A 19,789-nucleotide genomic window follows, 5' to 3' on the forward strand; every position below is an offset into this window, starting at 1 on the left:
AACCTAAAGAAAATAGTGGACTGTTAACTTACAGCATTCATCCATTTATGTGCGGATTAGTTATCGTGCCGGATATCCGGCCATATAAAGAAGTTTGTTCATTATGTTTTGTTATATATAATAATTCCAGTCCGGCTGCCGGATAATTGAGGAGTGAATATTTTGACCTTACGTGAAGAAGCACTGCATATGCATAGAGTTAATAAGGGGAAACTGGAATCAAAATCAAAGGTCCAGGTACGCAATGCGAGAGATTTAAGCCTTGCCTACTCACCGGGTGTGGCTGAGCCCTGCAAGGAGATCTACGACAAGCCTGAGACTGTATATGAGTATACAATGAAAGGAAATATGGTTGCGGTGGTTTCAGATGGCACAGCTGTGCTTGGGCTGGGGAACATTGGGCCGGAAGCTGCTCTGCCAGTTATGGAAGGAAAGGCAGTTTTATTCAAGAGTTTCGCAGGAGTAGATGCTTTTCCAATCTGTCTGAACACTACGGACGTTGATAAAATTGTTGAAACGGTCAAGCTTCTTGAGCCGACTTTTGGAGGCGTGAATCTTGAAGATATTGCTGCTCCACATTGCTTTTATGTAGAGGAGCGTTTAAAGAAGGAAACAAACATCCCTGTTTTCCATGATGACCAGCATGGCACTGCGATTGTAACGGTTGCTGGCCTGGTGAATGCATTAAAGCTTTCCGGCAAAAAAATGAATGAAATCAAGGTTGTAGCGAACGGAGCGGGAGCTGCAGGCATTGCGATTATTAAGCTTCTTTACAGTTACGGTGTCCGCGATTTAATTATGTGCGATACAAAGGGCGCTATTTTTGAAGGCCGTCCTCAAGGCATGAATGAAATAAAAAATGAAGTTGCGAAATACACAAATCGAGATAATGTAAAAGGCAGTCTTGCTGATGTCATAAAAGGGGCAGATGTTTTCATTGGCGTATCGGTAGCAGGAGCATTAACTGCGGAAATGATCAGCACAATGAACCAGGACCCAATTATTTTTGCAATGGCAAATCCTACTCCTGAGATTATGCCTGATGAAGCAAAAGCAGCAGGAGCAATGGTTGTCGGGACCGGGAGATCGGATTTTCCGAACCAGGTGAATAATGTATTGGCATTTCCAGGGATTTTCCGTGGTGCTTTGGATGTCAGGGCTACTCATATCAATGAGAAAATGAAGGTAGCGGCTGTAGAAGCAATTGCAGGCTTGATTAAAGAGGACGAGCTTAATGCTGATTATGTCATTCCAGGGCCATTTGATCCGCGTGTGGCACCAGAAGTTGCGGCTGCGGTAGCTAAAGCTGCAATGGAAACGGGAGTTGCGCGTATTAAGGTTGATCCTAATGAAGTAAAAGAAAAAACAAGAAGCCTTGCGGTCATCGGAAAAGGTGAGTGATACCATACGTGAATTCACCACAAAATAATACGAAGGTCTATATCGAAATAGTAAAACAGCTCAGGTCCATGATCGAGCATGATGGACTTAAGCCTGGAGATAGATTGCCTTCCGAACGAGAGCTTTCAGAGCGCCTGGGTGTCGGGCGCTCTTCCGTTCGGGAAGCTTTAAGGGCTCTTGAACTTCTTGGTTTGATTGAAACAAGGAGAGGTGAAGGGACCTTTATCCGGGATTTTAGAGGTAACCAGCTTGTACAGCTGCTAAGCACATTTATTCTTCAGGACCAAAAAGCAATACGGGATGTAAAAGAGACAAAGTTTCTGATTGAACTGGATTGCTTATGGCTAATCATCCAGAAGGCTGAAAAAGATCAGCTTCTAAAGTTCAGAGATTGGGCTCTGAAGTCAGAGTATACAGATGATGAGTTTTTCCTGGAGGTTGTCACCCTTGCGGATAATCATCTTTTTTTACGGATATGGATGATATTGAAAGATTATTATAATTCCTTAGCTTTAAAGAAAATGATCGTGGCCAAAACAGAATACGCGGAGCTAATTGATACATTAATTTCTAAGAATGAGTCTGAAGTTATTCGTGTATATAAAAACCTAAGAAAATTGTCGAAAGGTTAACGACAAATTTTTGCAGATTTCACAGTTGCGATAATCTATATTATAAGAATCAGACAAGCAGTATATGGGAGGCCTAGGATATAGGCATTCATTTTTAAATTAGTGGTCTGACCACTAATGAAAATTATGGAAAATGATTCTTTAGTTTTTTACGCAATAAACAGGGAGGTTTCATCTTGCTTAAAGATATTTTTACAAAGACGAAGAAAAAGAAATATGCAACCATTCCATCGGAAACGGCAAAGCAGGATGTGCCGGAAGGAATCATGACCAAGTGTCCAAATTGCAAAAAAATCATGTATACTAAGGAGCTTGTTAAGAACCTAAAGGTTTGTTTCCATTGCCATTATCATCACTCCATGAACTCAAAAGAGCGTTTGGCAAGCTTTTTGGATCCTAATAGCTTTGAAGAAATTAATGCTAATATGATTTCGGAAAACCCTTTGAATTTTCCGGATTACATTGAGAAGCTTGAGAAAGATCGCGAAAAAACAAAAATAAATGAAGCGGTTGTCACGGGGACAGGCACTGTAAATGGCCTAACAATAGCAGTGGCAGTCATGGATTCTACATTCAGGATGGGAAGCATGGGTTCTGTAGTCGGAGAAAAAATCACCCGTGCCATCGAAAAAGCTGATGAATTAGCTGTACCTTTTATTATTTTTACTGCTTCAGGCGGTGCGAGGATGCAGGAAGGGGTCCTTAGCCTAATGCAAATGGCCAAAACAAGTGTAGCCCTAAAAAGGTTCAGTGATAATGGAGGACTGATTATTTCCATTATGACTCATCCGACAACAGGCGGTGTTTCAGCTAGCTTTGCCTCCCTGGGAGATTATAATTTGGCTGAGCCAGGGGCTTTGATTGGCTTTGCCGGCCGTCGAATCATTGAGCAAACAATCAGGGAAGAATTGCCTGAGGATTTCCAAACAGCCGAGTTCTTATTGAAACATGGCCAGTTGGATGCAGTTATATCAAGAACAGAATTGAAAGACAAGATATCAACTATTCTATCCATACATCAACCAGGAGGTGACTTCCAATGGCAGGAGAGTTAGAATTTGAACGTCCGGTAACGGAGCTGAAAAAAAAGATTGCAGAATTAAAAGAGTTTACGAAGACGGCCGATGTCGATCTATCTTCAGAAATAGAGAAACTGGAAGCACGCTTGGAAAAATTAGAAGCAGATATATATGAAAATATGAAACCTTGGGATCGCGTGCAAATTGCACGGCACCCTGCAAGGCCAACTACGCTGGACTATATTTCTTATCTTTTTGAAGACTTTTTCGAATGCCATGGTGATCGTGCCTTTGGAGATGATGAAGCGATTGTCGGCGGTATAGCGAAATTTAGGGGCCATCCGGTAACAGTGATCGGGCATCAGCGCGGAAAAGATACGAAAGAGAATATTCGCAGAAACTTTGGAATGCCTCATCCGGAGGGATACCGTAAAGCGCTAAGGCTTATGAAGCAGGCGGATAAGTTCCGCAGGCCGATTATTTGTTTTATTGATACGAAAGGCGCTTACCCGGGCAAAGCGGCCGAGGAACGTGGCCAAAGTGAAGCCATTGCCAAAAATCTATTTGAAATGGCCAGTTTAAAGGTCCCAGTCATTTGCATCGTCATTGGTGAAGGGGGAAGCGGAGGTGCGCTTGCACTGGGTGTGGGAAACCATATTCATATGCTTGAAAACTCCACTTATTCCGTAATCTCGCCTGAAGGAGCTGCTGCGATTCTTTGGAAAGATGCTTCCCAGGCAAAAAAAGCAGCAGAATCAATGAGAATCACCGCGCCGGATTTAAAAGAGCTTGGCGTTGTGGATGAGATTATTGACGAGGTAAAAGGCGGCGCCCACAAAGATGTTAAAACCCAGGCAGCTGAAATTGAATCTGTTCTTAATAACTCTCTAAGGGATTTAATGAGTTTGTCTGAAGAACAGCTGGTCGACCACCGATACAACAAGTTCAAATCTATTGGTGAATATTCGTTTTTAAAGGAATTTATTGGGGTAAAATAAAAACGTGCTTTCGGGCACGTTTTTATTTTTTGATGGACTTGATCCCTGTTGATGTGACGTAAATCACTGCTTCTCCCATATAAAACGCTTTCAGTTCACCGATAATTCTGTCTTTGTTTTAAATCGTCTGATTAAGTTGAGATGCGTCCTTCTTCATGGTATTTTAGAAATATTCACAAGCGTTTTGTTCATAATAAGATAAGCAGCCTTGCGGCTTTACATAATGAGCCTGTCATTACATACAAATTTCGTTTCGGTCATGATTTTAAAAAAATACTTAGGCCGGTGAAATCAGCGCAATAAACAACACGCTTTTTCAGCTTTATATAAAAACTAATCTGGGGTGGTTATTGTGAAGAAAATAGGAGTATTAACAAGCGGCGGCGATTCGCCGGGCATGAACGCTGCTGTTCGTGCGGTTGTCCGTAAAGCTATTTATCATAATATTGAAGTATATGGCGTTTATGGCGGATACTCAGGTTTGATGACCGGGAATATTAAAAAGCTTGACTTGGGTTCTGTTGGTGACATTATCCATCGCGGGGGAACCGTATTGCATTCTGCAAGAAGCGAAGAGTTTAAAACGAAGGAAGGCCAGCAGAAGGGCATTGAACAAATGAAAAAGCACGGCATCGATGGCCTGGTGGTCATTGGAGGGGATGGTTCATACCGCGGAGCAAGAGCTTTAACTGAACAAGGCTTCCCATGTGTTGGCGTCCCTGGCACCATTGATAATGACATTCCGGGAACTCAATACACAATTGGTTTTGACACCGCATTAAATACGGTTATTGATGCGATTGACAAAATCCGTGATACAGCTACTTCGCATGAAAGAACGTTTATCATTGAAGTAATGGGAAGAGATGCAGGAGATATTGCTCTTTGGGCAGGTTTAGCCGGCGGAGCCGAAACCATCCTTATTCCTGAAGAAGGCTATCATATGGATGAAATTGCTGAACGCCTCAAAAAAGGGCATGAACGAGGCAAAAAGCACAGTATCATTGTAGTTGCAGAAGGTGTATGCAGTGGAGTAGAGTTTGCCAAGCAGATTAAGGAAACAACAGACTTTGATACCCGAGTATCTGTACTAGGGCATATGCAGCGAGGTGGATCTCCAACAGCCTTTGACCGTGTACTCGCAAGCCGTCTTGGAGCGCGTGCAGTAGAGCTGCTGCTTGAAGGACATGGAGGACGTGCAGTTGGAATTGAAAATAATAAGCTTGTTGACCATAATATAATTGAAATCTTAGATAGAGAGCACACACTTGATTTAGATCTTTATAAATTGTCAAAAGAACTTTCCATTTAGTTTTTTGTTAAGGTAGTTATAAAGCCAAAGAAGCAGACATGCCCCTACAAGCTGCCTGCTTAACTGAGCTTCATTCATTTCAGGAGGTAAAATTATATGCGTAAAACGAAAATCGTTTGTACAATAGGCCCGGCAAGTGAAAGTGTAGAAAAGTTGACACAGCTTATACAGGCAGGCATGAATGTAGCCCGTTTGAACTTTTCCCATGGTGATTTTCAGGAACATGGCCAGCGGATTCAAAATATTCGTGAAGCATCAAAAAGCACTGGTAAGACGGTAGCGATCCTTTTGGATACAAAGGGTCCGGAGATCCGTACGAACAATATGCGCGAGGGTGCGGTTGAGTTAAAAGCAGGGGACGATATTATCATATCCATGAATGAGGTTGAGGGAACATCAGAGAAGTTCTCTGTTACATATGCCGGCCTTATTGAAGATGTGCACACTGGAAGTAAAATTTTGCTTGATGACGGACTAATCGGCCTGGAAGTTACGAAGATAGATAAAGCAAATAGTGAAATCCATACAAAAATATTAAACAGCGGAACACTGAAGAATAAAAAAGGTGTGAATGTTCCTGGAGTATCTGTGAATCTGCCTGGAATTACAGAAAAAGATGCGCAGGATATTCTATTTGGAATAGAACAGGGAGTAGACTTTATTGCTGCATCATTTGTCCGCAGGGCATCAGATGTATTGGAAATCAGACAGCTTCTTGAAGAGCATAATGCTGCCCATATTAACATCATTCCTAAGATTGAAAACCAGGAAGGCGTTGATAATATCGATGAAATCCTTGAGATTTCAGACGGACTGATGGTGGCGCGAGGCGATCTTGGTGTTGAAATCCCAGCAGAAGAAGTTCCTCTTGTACAAAAGAAATTAATTAAGAAGTGTAATGCACAGGGAAAACCTGTCATCACTGCTACACAAATGCTTGATTCCATGCAGCGGAATCCACGCCCTACACGTGCGGAAGCCAGTGACGTAGCAAATGCCATTTTTGATGGAACGGATGCCATCATGCTATCAGGCGAGACAGCTGCGGGGTCATACCCTGTTGAAGCGGTGCAAACGATGCACAACATTGCATCAAGAGCTGAGTCTGCGCTGGATCACAAAGAAATTTTATCCAACCGCAGCAAGGATAATGAGCATAATATTACAGATGCGATTGGACAATCGGTTGCGCATACGGCATTAAACTTGGATGTAAATGCAATCATTACACCAACTGAGAGTGGCCATACTGCTAGAATGATATCGAAATACCGTCCAAAAGCTCCAATTGTAGCTGTAACATCCAATGACCATGTGTCACGCCGCCTTGCTCTAACATGGGGTGTATATCCTCAAATCGGCCAAAGAGCGACTACAACAGATGATATGCTTGATATTGCAGTTGAAGAAAGCTTAAACAGCGGAATTGTTGCTTCTGGAGACCTGGTGGTCATCACTGCAGGAGTTCCTGTTGGTGAAGCAGGTACGACTAACCTGATGAAAATTCATGTTGTCGGCGATGTCCTGGCAAAAGCACAAGGCATTGGGCGCAAATCTGCTTTCGGTAAAGTTGTAATTGCCAGAAATGCAGAAGAAGCACTAGCGAAGGTTACGGAAGGGTCTATCCTTGTAACCATTGGCTCAGACCGTGAAATGGTTCCGGCAATTGAAAAGTGCAGCGCTCTTATTACTGAAGAAGGCGGCCTCACAAGTCATGCGGCAGTGGTTGGGCTTAATATTGGTATTCCAGTTATTGTAGGAGTAGAAAGAGCGACAACCCTGTTAAAAGATGGACAGGAAGTGACAGTTGACTCTCAGCGCGGTGTTATCTATAACGGGCACGCGAGCGTACTATAAAGTTTTACGTTAAAAAGGAAGGGCAGCCCCTTCCTTTTTTTGAATGTTTCTTCTGAATAGCGAATACAATGAAAAAGAGGATGGACAAATTGTTATAAGTGCGTTCATTTATTTGATATAATTAACTTAAGTCTTAAACTAAAAGAGGTGGCTATATGCGCTACATTCTCTTGTTGCTGATTATCGTACCAGCGGCTGAAATAGGAATTTTGTTATTATCAGGAAATACAATCGGTCTATGGCCTACCCTGGCGATCATCATATTCACAGGCATTCTCGGAGCTTATCTGGCTAAAAAGCAAGGCCTGGAAACAATCAGAAAATTGCAGGACCAGCTCCAATATGGACAAATGCCCGGAGATACCATCCTTGATGGAGTATGCATTCTTGTAGGGGGCACTTTGCTTCTTACCCCCGGCTTCATAACAGATGCAGCTGGTTTTACTCTTCTGGCTCCTCCGACAAGAAGGCTGTATAAGAAAATTCTGCTTATCGGAATACGAAAGTGGATGAACAAGGGCACGATTACAATCATTAGATGAAAAATTTGTATATATACAGAAAGCCGCTCCTTTTATCAGGAGCGGCTTTTCTATGTAACTTTTTCATCCCCTTTTATAAACATCCATATATCCCTGAAGACACCTGCTTTATGCAGAGTAGTGATTAATACAAGTGTAACCGGACCTACAATTAATCCAAGGAAGCCGATTAATTTAAAGCCGACAAACAAGGCAATAAGGGTGGCTAATGGGTCGAGGCCAATGCTCGATGAGAGAATCTTCGGCTCCATAATCTGGCGCTGCACTAAGACGATTACATAAAGGATTCCTAATCCAATTGCTTTGCTCATTTCTCCTCCGATGGCCTCATAGATGATCCAGGGGACAAAAATCAACCCTGTACCAAGATAAGGAATGATGTCCACCAGGCCTGTAACGAGTGCTATTGTGATCGCATAATCAACTCGGAGAATCAGGAGTCCCGCCAATATAATAACAGTTGTGATGGATACTAAAGTTGCCTGCGCTTTTATAAAACCAAAAAGGGCTTTTTGCAGGTCTGTGAAAACGGTTCTTCCGCTTGTTTTGGCCCTGCTGGGAATCATTCGGCTAAATAATCCTGATAGCCTGTGCCAATCCTTGCTTATAAAAAAAGTGGCAAGCAGCGAAAAGATTAAAACAGTTGCCGCATTTGGGAACCAGGACAGGATATTTGGGATCTTTTCAAAAAATGCCTGGATAAAGTCTCCGAGAGTAGAGCCAATTTGCTTTCCTACATTTTCAATATTCGTTAAAATAGTATCTTGCTGGCCGGTACCGAGATTATTAAATAGACTAGTAAGCTGGTTGTAGAGGGGAATGATTTGTCCGGCAAAAAACTGTTCAATGAAGCCGATTAATGTTTCAAGATGTGTAGGCACGACTCTTGCCAAATAATCCGCTCCCGAAACAATTTCGGCTATAAGCAGTGTGATTAATCCTGCAAAAATGGCAAAGATAAGAATCAATGCAATTAGTACAGCAATGGCCCTCGGCATTTTCCATTTTGCTTCTAATAAATTAACAAACGGGTTAATAAGAAAAGCAATGGCCAATCCAATCAAAAAAGGATAGGTAACTTTGGATAAATAGAAAAAAGCATATAAACTTAAAATCACAAATCCAATGACAAAGAAAAATCTTACTGTTCGATATATGTATGCCGGATTCAAAAAACTGCCTCCTTTTCAATTAGGATTAGCCTTAAATAGTTCCATTTTTATGCAAATTATTAATTAATATCATCATACACCATTTTTCTTTTTGCTTAAAATGAAAAAATATTTACCTCTTCTTAAGCAGAAAGATACTATTAAGCCTATTATAATAAGTATTCTAATTTTTATGAAATAGGCAAAAAAACATAGAAATTATTAAAAATGAAGAAATTATGTTACGATAATATAGAGAGCTGGCAGGTGAATAAGTTAATGTTTTCACAATCACTCATATTTTTACTTCTTTTACTGGCTATAGGTGTTGTGGCCAAAAATCAATCATTGATGGTTGCGGTTTTCGTATTGATTGTCCTAAAAGCTGCTGGCCTTGATTCAAAGTCATTCACTTTTTTGCAATCCAAAGGAATCAATTGGGGTGTGACCATCATCACAATTGCTGTCCTGGCGCCAATTGCTAGTGGAGAGATCGGGTTCCGTGATTTGACCGGCGCCTTTAAATCACCTTTTGCATGGATTGCCCTGATTTCAGGTATGGCTGTGGCGCTCCTGGCGAAAGGCGGTATTAGCTTGCTCGCAGAGGATCCCCATATTACAACCGCTCTTGTGCTTGGTACCATTCTTGCTGTATCGCTGTTTAAAGGGGTTGCCGTTGGTCCTCTGATTGGTGCAGGGATTGCTTACATGGCGATGAAAATCTTTGAATTTTTTAAATAACTTTTTTCGAAAAATAATATTTTTTAACAATTTGAGTGCTTTCCGTTCACAAAAGTCAGATAATTGTTTATAATAGGACTTGTAAGCGCAACCTAATTCGCGGTACCTTTTATATTCAGTTAAGCTCTATTAAAATATTATTAATATACTTTAAATTTTTCGAGTACAGAAAAAATGTAAGCATTTTCTTTTTTTTTGCAGCATAACCGAGCAACCGCTCGATGGAAAATATGCCAAAAGAAAGTTTACTTCTTCCGTATATCGGGGAGTGGCCTCTCACTAAATGGAAGTTTCACCTTTCATGATTTTGGTCTGTGGATCGGCTAACCCAAGCCGACTTGCAAAGGCTGTTAAGCAGCCTGTATAAAAGCATGTTCAAATGGACGGCGAAATCCGGACAGCTTGAACCTGCTCAAGGAAGCTTTTCTGAAAAGTTGAAAAACAGGTTCGGCTTACTTACGACATGTACAGACAAAAATGGGTATGGGGAAATTTTATTATGTAAAGGAGAGATTCGGTATGACAGTAACACGCGGTCTTGAAGGGGTAGTTGCTACTACTTCGTCTATTAGTTCCATCATAGACGACACTTTAACTTATGCAGGCTACAATATTGATGATCTGGCTGAAAATGCAAGTTTTGAAGAGGTAATTTACCTTTTATGGCACAGGAAACTTCCAACTCAATCACAATTGGAGGAATTGAAAAATCAGCTTGCTGAAAACTATTCTCTTCCTGAGGAAGTATTGAACCATTTTAAAACATATCCGATTGACAAAGTGCATCCAATGGCTGCCCTTCGTTCGGCTGTGTCTCTTTTAGGACTTTATGATAATGAAGCAGACCAGATGGATGAAGAAGCTAACTATAAAAAAGCAATTCGTCTCCAAGCTAAAATGCCTGCTATTGTAACGGCATTTGCACGGGTGAGAAAAGGGCTTGAGCCGGTTGCTCCAAGAACAGATCTTGGGTTTGCGGCAAACTTCCTGTACATGCTTACTGGCAATGAGCCTGAAGATATTGCTGTAGAAGCATTTAATAAAGCGTTAGTCCTTCATGCCGACCATGAACTAAACGCTTCAACATTTACTGCACGTGTTTGTGTGGCAACATTATCAGATATCTATTCTGGTGTAACTGCTGCTATCGGCGCTTTAAAAGGCCCACTGCACGGCGGTGCTAATGAAGCAGTAATGAAAATGCTTACTGAAATCGGCACATTAGAAAATGTGGAACCATATATTCGTGAAAAGCTTAACAACAAAGAAAAAATCATGGGCTTTGGACACCGCGTTTATCGCCAGGGCGACCCGCGTGCCAAGCATTTAAGAGAAATGTCCAAGAAGCTTACCGAGCTTACTGGAGAACCTCACTGGTATAAGATGTCAACTCAGATCGAAGGAATCGTTACAGGAGAGAAGAACCTTCCTCCAAATGTTGACTTCTACTCTGCGTCTGTTTACCACAGCCTGGGCATCGACCATGATCTGTTCACGCCGATTTTTGCAGTTAGCCGTGTTTCCGGATGGCTTGCACATATTCTTGAACAGTACGAAAACAATCGACTAATCCGTCCTCGTGCTGATTACACAGGCCCAGGGATGCAAAAATATGTGCCTGTTGACCAAAGAGGCTAATAATCTGCTGTCTGCAGCGCAAATCAACACCTGAATTTAACAGAGGAAATAAAAAAATACTCAGCATTTTACTTTTTATCAAAAAATTGCTGTAATAGAGAGAGCAGGGAAAAGGTTAGAGGCATATGCCTTCTAACCTTTGATTCTGATATACTGATGCAGCATCGCCGCATCAAGATACATATAAAGGCTGATGCTCGCACTTTTCAAAATGGAGGGTATAAACAATGCAAGGTGAAAAAATTACAGTTACTAATGGTGTACTAAATGTACCAAACAACCCAATCGTTCCATTTATCGAGGGCGACGGAACAGGCCCGGATATTTGGACTGCTGCTTCCAGAGTTTTAGATGCCGCTGTTGAAAAGGCATATAAAGGGGAGCGCAAACTTGTTTGGAAAGAAGTTTTAGCGGGAGAAAAAGCTTTTAACCAGACTGGCGAGTGGCTTCCATCTGAAACACTTGATGTAATTAATGAATATTTAATCGCTATTAAAGGGCCTTTAACAACTCCTATCGGCGGTGGAATCCGTTCTCTAAACGTTGCGCTTCGCCAAGAGCTTGACCTATTTGTATGCTTGCGTCCAGTTCGCTGGTTTGAAGGTGTTCCTTCTCCGGTTAAACGTCCGCAGGATACTGACATGGTTATTTTCCGTGAAAATACAGAGGATATTTATGCAGGTATCGAGTATGCAAAGGGTTCAGATGAAGTTAAAAAGTTAGTTTCATTCCTTCAGGATGAAATGGGCGTTAACAAAATCCGCTTCCCGGAAACTTCCGGAATCGGCATCAAGCCTGTTTCAGAGGAAGGTACAAGCCGTTTAGTTCGTGCTGCTATTGAGTATGCAATTAAAGAAGGCCGCAAATCATTAACACTTGTACATAAAGGCAATATCATGAAGTTTACTGAAGGAGCCTTTAAAAACTGGGGATATGAGCTTGCTGAAAGAGAATACGGCGATAAAGTATTTACATGGGCTCAATATGACCGCATTAAAGATGAGCAAGGTGTTGAAGCAGCTAACAGTGCTCAAGCAGACGCTGAAGCAGCAGGCAAAATCATCGTAAAAGATGCAATCGCTGATATCTTCCTTCAGCAAATCCTAACTCGTCCTAAAGAATTCGATGTGGTTGCTACAATGAACCTCAATGGAGACTATATCTCTGATGCACTTGCAGCACAGGTTGGAGGTATCGGAATTGCTCCTGGCGCTAACATCAACTATGAAACGGGACATGCGATCTTTGAAGCAACACATGGTACAGCTCCAAAATATGCTGGCCAAGATAAGGTCAACCCTTCTTCTGTCATTCTTTCCGGTGTGCTAATGCTTGAACACTTAGGCTGGAATGAAGCTGCCAACATGATTGTTAAGTCCATGGAAAAATCCATTGCTTCTAAAGTTGTAACATATGACTTTGCACGCCTAATGGATGGAGCAACTGAAGTGAAGTGCTCTGAATTCGGTGACGAATTAATCAAGAACATGGAATAATATCAAAAGTTCAACAAACCTAAAAGCCCGCATATCCGGACATATTTGTCCAACGGGCAGTGTTTTTTCTCCTAAGAAGGCTGTTCTTTCAGAACGGCCTCTTATATAATTCAGGCTAAATCCTGATACTTTAAATACCAAAAGGGGGAACTATTCATGTCATTGAAACGCAAAAAGATTTCTGTAATTGGCGGGGGATTTACTGGTGCAACAACTGCATTCCTGCTTGCCCAGAAAGAACTTGGAGATGTTGTTTTAGTTGATATTCCACAAATGGAAAACCCTACAAAAGGGAAAGCGCTTGATATGCTTGAAGCAAGCCCTGTACAAGGCTTTGATGCTAACATTACAGGTACTTCAAGCTATGAAGACACAAAGGACTCTGACATCGTTGTGATCACTGCAGGTATTGCCCGAAAGCCAGGCATGAGCCGTGATGACCTTGTTCAAACAAACCAAAAAATCATGAAAAGTGTAGCCCAGGAGATTGCTAAATATTCTCCAAACAGCTTTATCGTCGTGCTAACTAACCCAGTTGATGCTATGACTTATACAGTATTTAAAGAATCGGGATTCCCTAAAAACCGTGTAATTGGCCAATCCGGAGTCCTTGATACAGCCCGTTTCCGTACATTTGTTGCACAGGAACTAAACCTGTCAGTTAAGGATATTACCGGATTTGTACTTGGAGGACATGGAGATGATATGGTTCCTCTAGTGCGTTATTCCTATGCAGGGGGCATTCCTTTAGAAACTTTAATTCCAAAGGATCGTCTTGATGCTATTGTGGAACGTACACGCAAAGGCGGCGGAGAAATCGTTAACCTATTAGGAAATGGCAGTGCATATTATGCGCCAGCTGCTTCCCTGGTTGAGATGTGTGAAGCTATCCTTAAAGATCAGCGCCGTGTTCTTCCTTCTATCGCTTACCTTGAAGGTGAGTATGGTTACCAAGGAATCTACCTTGGTGTACCAACTATCCTTGGAGCAAATGGAATTGAAAAGGTTATTGAGCTTGAATTAACAAATGATGAAAAAGCTGAATTAGATAAGTCAGCTGAAGCAGTTCGCAATGTAATGGCAGTATTGGCATAAGCAAAAAAATTCGGGGAGACTTCCCCGAATTTTTTTACTAGAGGCTCTTTTTGGGCATGGTATAAAATGATATGATAAGATAAATAGACTGAATAATAGAAATTATTTTACAGTCTATTTTTTATTCGGCAACCTTGTAAACGTTTACATTACTCGGAGGTGCAGAGAGATGCTGCTTGGAAAAAAAAGAAAATTGGGAAGAAAAATTGAAGAAATATCTGTAGGTGAAAAATTGACGCTTACAGAAAAGATAGAAGATAAAGATTTACTATTATATTTGGGCCTGACTAACGATGCAAACCCGCTTTATATTCAGCATGACTATGCTTCGCAGACGCCTTATAAAAAACCGATCGTTCCAAGCGTGATGCTAAATGGAGTCATAAATTCAGCTGTTTCAAAATATTTGCCCGGTCCGGGAAGCCATGTGTTAAAACAGGATATTGAATATATAAAGCCGGTCTATCATTATGGGACAGTTCAATTCTTATTTGAGGTAACAGAAGTCAACACGAGCAGCCATACTGTTCAAATTAAAGTCCAGGGCACAAATGAAGAAGATGAAACAGTTATAAATGGCCTGCTCCTTGTGTGCCCTCCGTACAAGCTGCAGCCTATGGATGGAAATGCTCTTGAGAACTTTTGATAGAAAGTTTAATTTGGCACTGTGCTGATTAGAGTCAAGCCGGTATTCCTCTAAAATTAATTCTTAATTCCTGCGTGCCGGGCGGGAAACAAAGTAACCGCACAGGCGTAGGACACCGAGGAGCTCGGGAGCCCGTGGAAAGCGATTGCCTCACGGAAAATAACACCCAGGTATATCATAGCCAATGCAAAAAGATGTGCAGAACCTGCACATCTTTTTTATGTTTCATTCCGCTTTTAGCTTTCAGTTGCTTATTCCCCTTTTATGTATATTATAATAGAGATATGGCAAATAGGGGTTTACTAGGCAGGAGGGGTTCCTGCTTCTTATAATAAGGCTGGCAGATTCAGACTTGAACCTGATTCAGTTAAAGCTTTTAAAGGGGTAATACATTCAATCGGAGGATTTTATGGACAAAAAGATTCTTGTTGTAGATGACGAACAATCAATCGTAACTTTGCTGCAGTATAATTTGCAGCAGGCGGGGTATGAGGTTATCACTGCAATGGATGGCCAGGAGGGAAAGGATCTGGCAGTTTTAGAGAAGCCGGATCTTATTGTATTGGATCTTATGCTGCCGAAGCTTGATGGCATTGAAGTTTGTAAGCAGCTTAGACAGCAAAAGGTTTCCACACCCATTTTGATGTTAACAGCCAAAGATGATGAATTTGATAAAGTGCTTGGCCTTGAACTGGGTGCAGATGATTATATGACAAAGCCGTTCAGCCCCCGTGAAGTTGTTGCGAGAATTAAAGCCATTTTGCGGAGAACTCAATTCATGCCTGAGCCACCTGAGGAAAATCCAGAAGATACTGATTCATTCCAGATTGGGGGATTAAAAATATTTCCTGATCACTATGAAGCATATTTTGAAGAAGAGCTTCTTGAACTAACTCCGAAAGAGTTTGAATTGCTTCTCTATCTTGCTAAAAATAAAGGGCGTGTTCTTACAAGAGACCAGCTATTAAGCGCAGTCTGGAATTACGACTTTGCCGGAGACACAAGAATTGTTGATGTACATATAAGCCATTTAAGAGAGAAAATCGAAAAAAATACTAAGAAACCAGTTTATATTAAGACGATCCGAGGTTTAGGCTACAAGCTGGAGGAGCCAAAAGGAGAATGACCAGGTTCCGGACACGGCTGCTTTTTGCATTGCTCACTTTAATATTTGCCGTCTTAATTGGAGTAGGACTTCTTTTGGGCCAGCTTTTTAAAAGCTATTATTTGAAGGCTTTTGATGAACGGTTAAAAAAAGAAACCGAAATGATTTCCAGCTATATAGTCGATAATGGAGGGATTCAATCCCTAACCATTGATAAAGTCAATGAATTTAGTGACATTCTTGATGTACGTGTAACGGTTTCTGATAGACAGGGAAGGATTTTGTTTGATAGCAGCAATAAAAATGCAACAACACAAAGCAGGCATCAGGAGATTATTTTTGAGATTTTAAAGAAAGAAGAGAATGATCAAACAGGCTGGGAAGTTGCCGGTGGATATAACTTGCATTATTATTGGCAGCCATTATTGGCAAATGGGGAACAGGCAGGATACATATTTCTAAGCACAAAAATGACAGAAACGCAGAAGGCCTATCAGCAAATTTGGTGGATTTTGACCATCAGCCTCGGGCTATCACTTTTTGTCATCATTATGCTGGGGACTCGGATAACAGCACGCTATACCAAGCCGATTGAGTCAGCGACTAAGGTCGCAATTGAACTTGCAAAAGGGAATTATCGGGCAAGGACCTATGAAGATCAAGCAGACGAAACGGGTATGCTCAGCACTTCTATTAATGTTTTGGCCAGAAACCTTCAGGAAATGGTTAAATCACAAGAAATGCAGCAGGACCGGCTTGGGGCTCTGATTGAAAATATGGGGAGCGGCTTAATTCTGATTGACAGCCGGGGTTATATAAATTTAATTAATCGTCCATACAAAGAGGTTTTTAATGTAAACTCCTCTGAATATTTATATAAACTCTATTATGAAGTGATTGAACATAAAGGCATTACAGATATGATTGAAGAGATATTCATGACCGAGCAAAAAGTGAAAAGGCAGCTGGTCATACCAGTAAATATAGAAAGGCGCTATTTTGAAGTTTACGGTGTGCCTATCATCGGGACGAATGATGAATGGAAGGGAATATTGCTGGTTTTTCATGATATTACAGAGCTAAAAAGGCTTGAGCAGATCAGGAAGGATTTTGTAGCGAATGTTTCCCATGAGCTGAAAACACCTATCACTTCAATCAAAGGATTTTCAGAAACACTATTGGATGGGGCTATGGAGGATAAACAAGCTCTCAATGATTTCCTGAATATTATATTGAAGGAAAGCGACCGGCTGCAGTCCCTCATTCAAGATTTACTGGACTTATCCAAAATTGAGCAGCAGGGATTCAGCTTGAAGTTTCAGCCGATGAACTTGACTGTTGCACTTGATGAAGTATTAGCCATAACGAAGGGAAAAGCTGCAGAAAAGGATATTGTTTTTGAGTATAAGAGGGAAGAGAAGCCAATCTACATTGAGGGAGATGTGCATCGGCTAAAGCAGGTATTCATTAACATAATATCTAATGCGATCTCCTATACTCCAAATCAAGGGAGCATTTATATTTGTTTACAAGAGACAGAAACTGCTGTGCTAACTGAAATAGCGGATACAGGCATAGGAATTGAAGCAAAAGAAATCTCGCGCATCTTCGAACGTTTTTACCGGGTCGATAAAGCAAGGAGCAGGAATTCCGGTGGAACAGGGCTTGGCCTTGCGATTGTAAAACATCTTGTTGAAGCACATAAGGGCTCCATTACAGTGAAAAGTGAAGTGGGTAAGGGAACATCCTTTACCATTGAACTACCTAAAAAATTTAATAGATAAATGAAAATAATTGGATGAAGTAGAAATGTTAACTTTACATAATTTTTACAACCGATTTATGTTCCCTTTACATTGTGTTGCTAAAATTTTAATTGTTAAACCCCTTCATCCAAGGAGCCATAGAGAAAGGCGAAAGCTGACCCCGCTTTCGTCTTTCTCGTTTTTTTTACTCTAGAATAGAGTATTGTATTTCTTTATCAGAAACGAATGTTTATGACCTGTCTATTTCTTCGAATAAACACATCCCCTCTCCTTTTTTGTCATATTTCTGAAACCTTTTCGTAATTAAAGCGTATGAAGAGTTATAGAAATAAGAAGAGGGAAAGGGGAGAGAAAATGGTCAGTCTTAAAAGAATTTATACCATTGCGGGCCTCGTTCTGGCAATTGTGATTTTAAGTATCGTGGCTTTTACCACATGGTACACGGTCGATGAATCAGATCAGGCGGTTATTTTAACGTTTGGTAAAGTCGAAGAAGGTATTACGGAGCCAGGACTTCATTTTAAATTGCCATGGCCTATCCAAAGTGTAGAGAAGCTTTCGAAAGAGACTTTTTCCCTGCAATTTGGCTATGAAGAAAAGGATGGGGAAATAAAGGATTTTCCAGAAGAAACGAAAATGATTACAGGGGACGAAAATATTGTTCTTGCAGATCTGGTTGTTCAATGGAAAATAACAGATCCTGAGAAATATCTTTACAATGCTGAAGACCCGAAAGAAATACTTTATGATTCTACTTCAGCATCGTTGAGAAGTATTATAGGAAGCTCTAAAATTGATGATGCTTTAACCTCCGGAAAAGCGGAAATAGAGGCTGAAGTAAGGGAACTGCTGACTTCCTTAGTCAATAAGTATGATATTGGGATTTCCGTGCTGGCCGTTAAGCTTCAGGATGTTGAACTGCCGAATGAAGATGTGAGAAAGGCATTCACCGATGTAACAGACGCCAGGGAAACAGCCAACACTAAACTTAATGAAGCCGAAAAGTATAAGAACCAGAGAATGAACGAAGCAGAGGGAGAGAAGGATGCCCTCATTTCCAAAGCAGAAGGTGAAAAGGCAGCCCGTCTGGAAAGAGCGCGGGGAGATGTAGCAGTTTTTAATAAATTATATGGAGAATATAAAAATAATCCGGATATTACAAAAGAGCGCCTTGTCCTCGAAACACTCGAACAAGTACTTCCTGGTGCGGAGATATATATTATGAATGATGACGGCAATACGTTGAAATACTTCCCGATTCGGCCCCTTGAAAAAGAACAGGCCAAACCGAAAGAGGACGGAGGTGCGGATAATGAGTGATCAGAATGTGGTTAATATAAATGAGCGCGGCGGGAACTTTAAATGGAGAGATTATACAAAGATTGGAATTCTCCTGGTCATCATCATTGCCGCATTGGCCATTCTTTTTAGCAATCTTTTTATCGTGAAGGAAGGCGAGTATAAGGTCATCCGCCAATTTGGAGAGGTTGTCAGAATTGAAAGTGAACCTGGCCTATCTTATAAAATACCGTTTATTCAAAGTGTTACATCGCTTCCAAAATACCAGATGACTTATGATGTATCTGAAGCTGAAATCAACACAAGGGATAAAAAAGTAATGATTATCGATAATTATGCTGTATGGAGAATTGAAGATCCCAAGAAAATGATTGCTAATGCGAGAACATTAGAGGGTGCAGAAGCCAGAATGGAAGAATTCATCTACTCTGTTACCCGCTCTGAACTGGGCCAGTTAAATTATGATGAAATTATAAACGACGAAAAATCCTCTAGAGGATCCTTAAATGACCAAATTTCTGCTAAGGTGAACGAATTGCTTGCGAAGGACAATTATGGAATCACTGTGACGGATGTCAGGATTAAGCGGACAGATTTACCGGCTGAAAATGAGCAATCTGTTTATACGAGGATGATTTCGGAACGCCAATCCACGGCTCAGGAATACCTCTCGAAGGGTGATGCAAAAAAGAATATCATTATTGCGCAAACAGACAGAAATGTAAGAGAGATTCTTGCAAAAGCACAGGCAGATGCCGAAGAGATCCGTGCTGAAGGGGAAGCAGGAGCTGCGAAGGTATATAATGAAGCTTTCTCAAAAGATCCTAGCTTCTACTCGTTATTCCGTACCCTTGAGTCTTATAAAAAGACGATCAATGGAGAGACCGTTATTGTTCTTCCGTCTGATTCACCATATGCCCGTTTGCTAATGGGCTATACAGAATAAGAATAGATAAAATTAGGGTTTCTTAATACAGGGCCGTTATTTTTCTTTCTCTATCTGCTCATGATAGAATAAAGGAAAATAACGGTTTTTATTATGTTTTAAGCTGATACCTTAGGCTTTACAAGGGTATTTTAGCTTATAGCAT

17 protein-coding genes are annotated in these 19,789 nt (G+C 41.0%); 16 read left to right on the forward strand and 1 reads right to left on the reverse strand.

Annotated features, from left to right (window positions below; translation table 11 throughout):
• Nucleotides 1-162 precede the first annotated feature (162 nt).
• The 7 genes from ystJ (at nt 163) to J7I93_RS14300 (ending at nt 7,761) form a co-directional block, all read left to right on the forward strand.
• Complete coding sequence (gene ystJ, locus J7I93_RS14270; RefSeq protein WP_214726537.1) at nt 163-1,401, forward strand: NADP-dependent malic enzyme; 1,239 nt, start codon at nt 163-165, stop codon at nt 1,399-1,401.
• A 68-nt stretch (nt 1,402-1,469) separates the two neighbouring features.
• Nucleotides 1,470-2,033: a FadR/GntR family transcriptional regulator gene (locus J7I93_RS14275; protein WP_251025844.1), complete on the forward strand. Its 564-nt coding sequence runs from the start codon at nt 1,470-1,472 to the stop codon at nt 2,031-2,033.
• Between the two features lie 176 nt (nt 2,034-2,209).
• Nucleotides 2,210-3,088 (forward strand): acetyl-CoA carboxylase, carboxyltransferase subunit beta, encoded by an 879-nt coding sequence (gene accD / locus J7I93_RS14280; RefSeq protein ID WP_214726539.1) that lies wholly within the window; start codon nt 2,210-2,212, stop codon nt 3,086-3,088.
• Nucleotides 3,073-4,050, forward strand: coding sequence for an acetyl-CoA carboxylase carboxyl transferase subunit alpha (accA, locus tag J7I93_RS14285; protein WP_214726540.1), 978 nt, complete (start codon nt 3,073-3,075; stop codon nt 4,048-4,050). Before accD ends, accA begins: the two co-directional genes overlap by 16 nt.
• A 352-nt stretch (nt 4,051-4,402) precedes the next feature.
• Entirely contained in the window at nt 4,403-5,362 is a 960-nt protein-coding gene (gene pfkA / locus J7I93_RS14290) for a 6-phosphofructokinase (RefSeq protein WP_214726541.1), read from the forward strand.
• A 96-nt stretch (nt 5,363-5,458) separates the two neighbouring features.
• Nucleotides 5,459-7,219 (forward strand): pyruvate kinase, encoded by a 1,761-nt coding sequence (gene pyk, locus J7I93_RS14295; protein ID WP_214726542.1) that lies wholly within the window; start codon nt 5,459-5,461, stop codon nt 7,217-7,219.
• A 155-nt stretch (nt 7,220-7,374) separates the two neighbouring features.
• On the forward strand, nt 7,375-7,761 hold the full coding sequence (locus J7I93_RS14300; protein ID WP_214726543.1) for an FxsA family protein: 387 nt from the start codon (nt 7,375-7,377) through the stop codon (nt 7,759-7,761).
• A 50-nt stretch (nt 7,762-7,811) separates the two neighbouring features.
• Here J7I93_RS14300 and ytvI read toward each other — a convergent pair whose 3' ends face one another.
• Nucleotides 7,812-8,933, reverse strand: a complete 1,122-nt coding sequence (ytvI, locus tag J7I93_RS14305; RefSeq protein ID WP_214726544.1) for a sporulation integral membrane protein YtvI — start codon at nt 8,931-8,933, stop codon at nt 7,812-7,814.
• 258 nt (nt 8,934-9,191) lie between these two features.
• Here ytvI and J7I93_RS14310 point away from each other — a divergent pair, with 258 nt between their 5' ends.
• From J7I93_RS14310 to hflC, 9 genes are all read left to right on the forward strand, one after another.
• The gene (locus tag J7I93_RS14310) at nt 9,192-9,653 is read left to right on the forward strand and encodes a DUF441 domain-containing protein (RefSeq protein WP_214726545.1); all 462 of its coding nucleotides are present in this window, start codon (nt 9,192-9,194) and stop codon (nt 9,651-9,653) included.
• Nucleotides 9,654-10,172: 519 nt separating this feature from the next.
• Nucleotides 10,173-11,291 carry a citrate synthase gene (gene citZ, locus J7I93_RS14315; RefSeq protein ID WP_214726546.1) on the forward strand — a complete coding sequence of 373 codons (1,119 nt, stop codon included), beginning with the start codon at nt 10,173-10,175 and terminating at the stop codon, nt 11,289-11,291.
• 227 nt (nt 11,292-11,518) lie between these two features.
• Complete coding sequence (icd, locus tag J7I93_RS14320) at nt 11,519-12,787, forward strand: NADP-dependent isocitrate dehydrogenase (RefSeq protein ID WP_214726547.1); 1,269 nt, start codon at nt 11,519-11,521, stop codon at nt 12,785-12,787.
• Between the two features lie 156 nt (nt 12,788-12,943).
• Entirely contained in the window at nt 12,944-13,882 is a 939-nt protein-coding gene (mdh, locus tag J7I93_RS14325; protein ID WP_214726548.1) for a malate dehydrogenase, read from the forward strand.
• A gap of 169 nt (nt 13,883-14,051) precedes the next feature.
• On the forward strand, nt 14,052-14,528 hold the full coding sequence (locus tag J7I93_RS14330) for a MaoC/PaaZ C-terminal domain-containing protein (RefSeq protein WP_214726549.1): 477 nt from the start codon (nt 14,052-14,054) through the stop codon (nt 14,526-14,528).
• 409 nt (nt 14,529-14,937) lie between these two features.
• Nucleotides 14,938-15,654, forward strand: coding sequence for a response regulator transcription factor (locus tag J7I93_RS14335; protein ID WP_214726550.1), 717 nt, complete (start codon nt 14,938-14,940; stop codon nt 15,652-15,654).
• A complete protein-coding gene (gene pnpS / locus J7I93_RS14340; protein ID WP_214726551.1) occupies nt 15,651-17,417 on the forward strand; it encodes a two-component system histidine kinase PnpS in 1,767 nt (588 codons plus the stop codon). The genes J7I93_RS14335 and pnpS overlap by 4 nt, the downstream gene beginning before the upstream one ends.
• Nucleotides 17,418-17,753: 336 nt before the next feature.
• Complete coding sequence (hflK, locus tag J7I93_RS14345; RefSeq protein ID WP_214726552.1) at nt 17,754-18,719, forward strand: FtsH protease activity modulator HflK; 966 nt, start codon at nt 17,754-17,756, stop codon at nt 18,717-18,719.
• Nucleotides 18,712-19,644, forward strand: a complete 933-nt coding sequence (gene hflC, locus J7I93_RS14350) for a protease modulator HflC (RefSeq protein WP_214726553.1) — start codon at nt 18,712-18,714, stop codon at nt 19,642-19,644. The genes hflK and hflC overlap by 8 nt, the downstream gene beginning before the upstream one ends.
• The last annotated feature ends 145 nt before the right edge of the window (nt 19,645-19,789 follow it).

The organism is Bacillus sp. ISL-47 (assembly GCF_018613175.1).
Taxonomy (GTDB): Bacteria; Bacillota; Bacilli; order Bacillales; family Cytobacillaceae; genus Cytobacillus.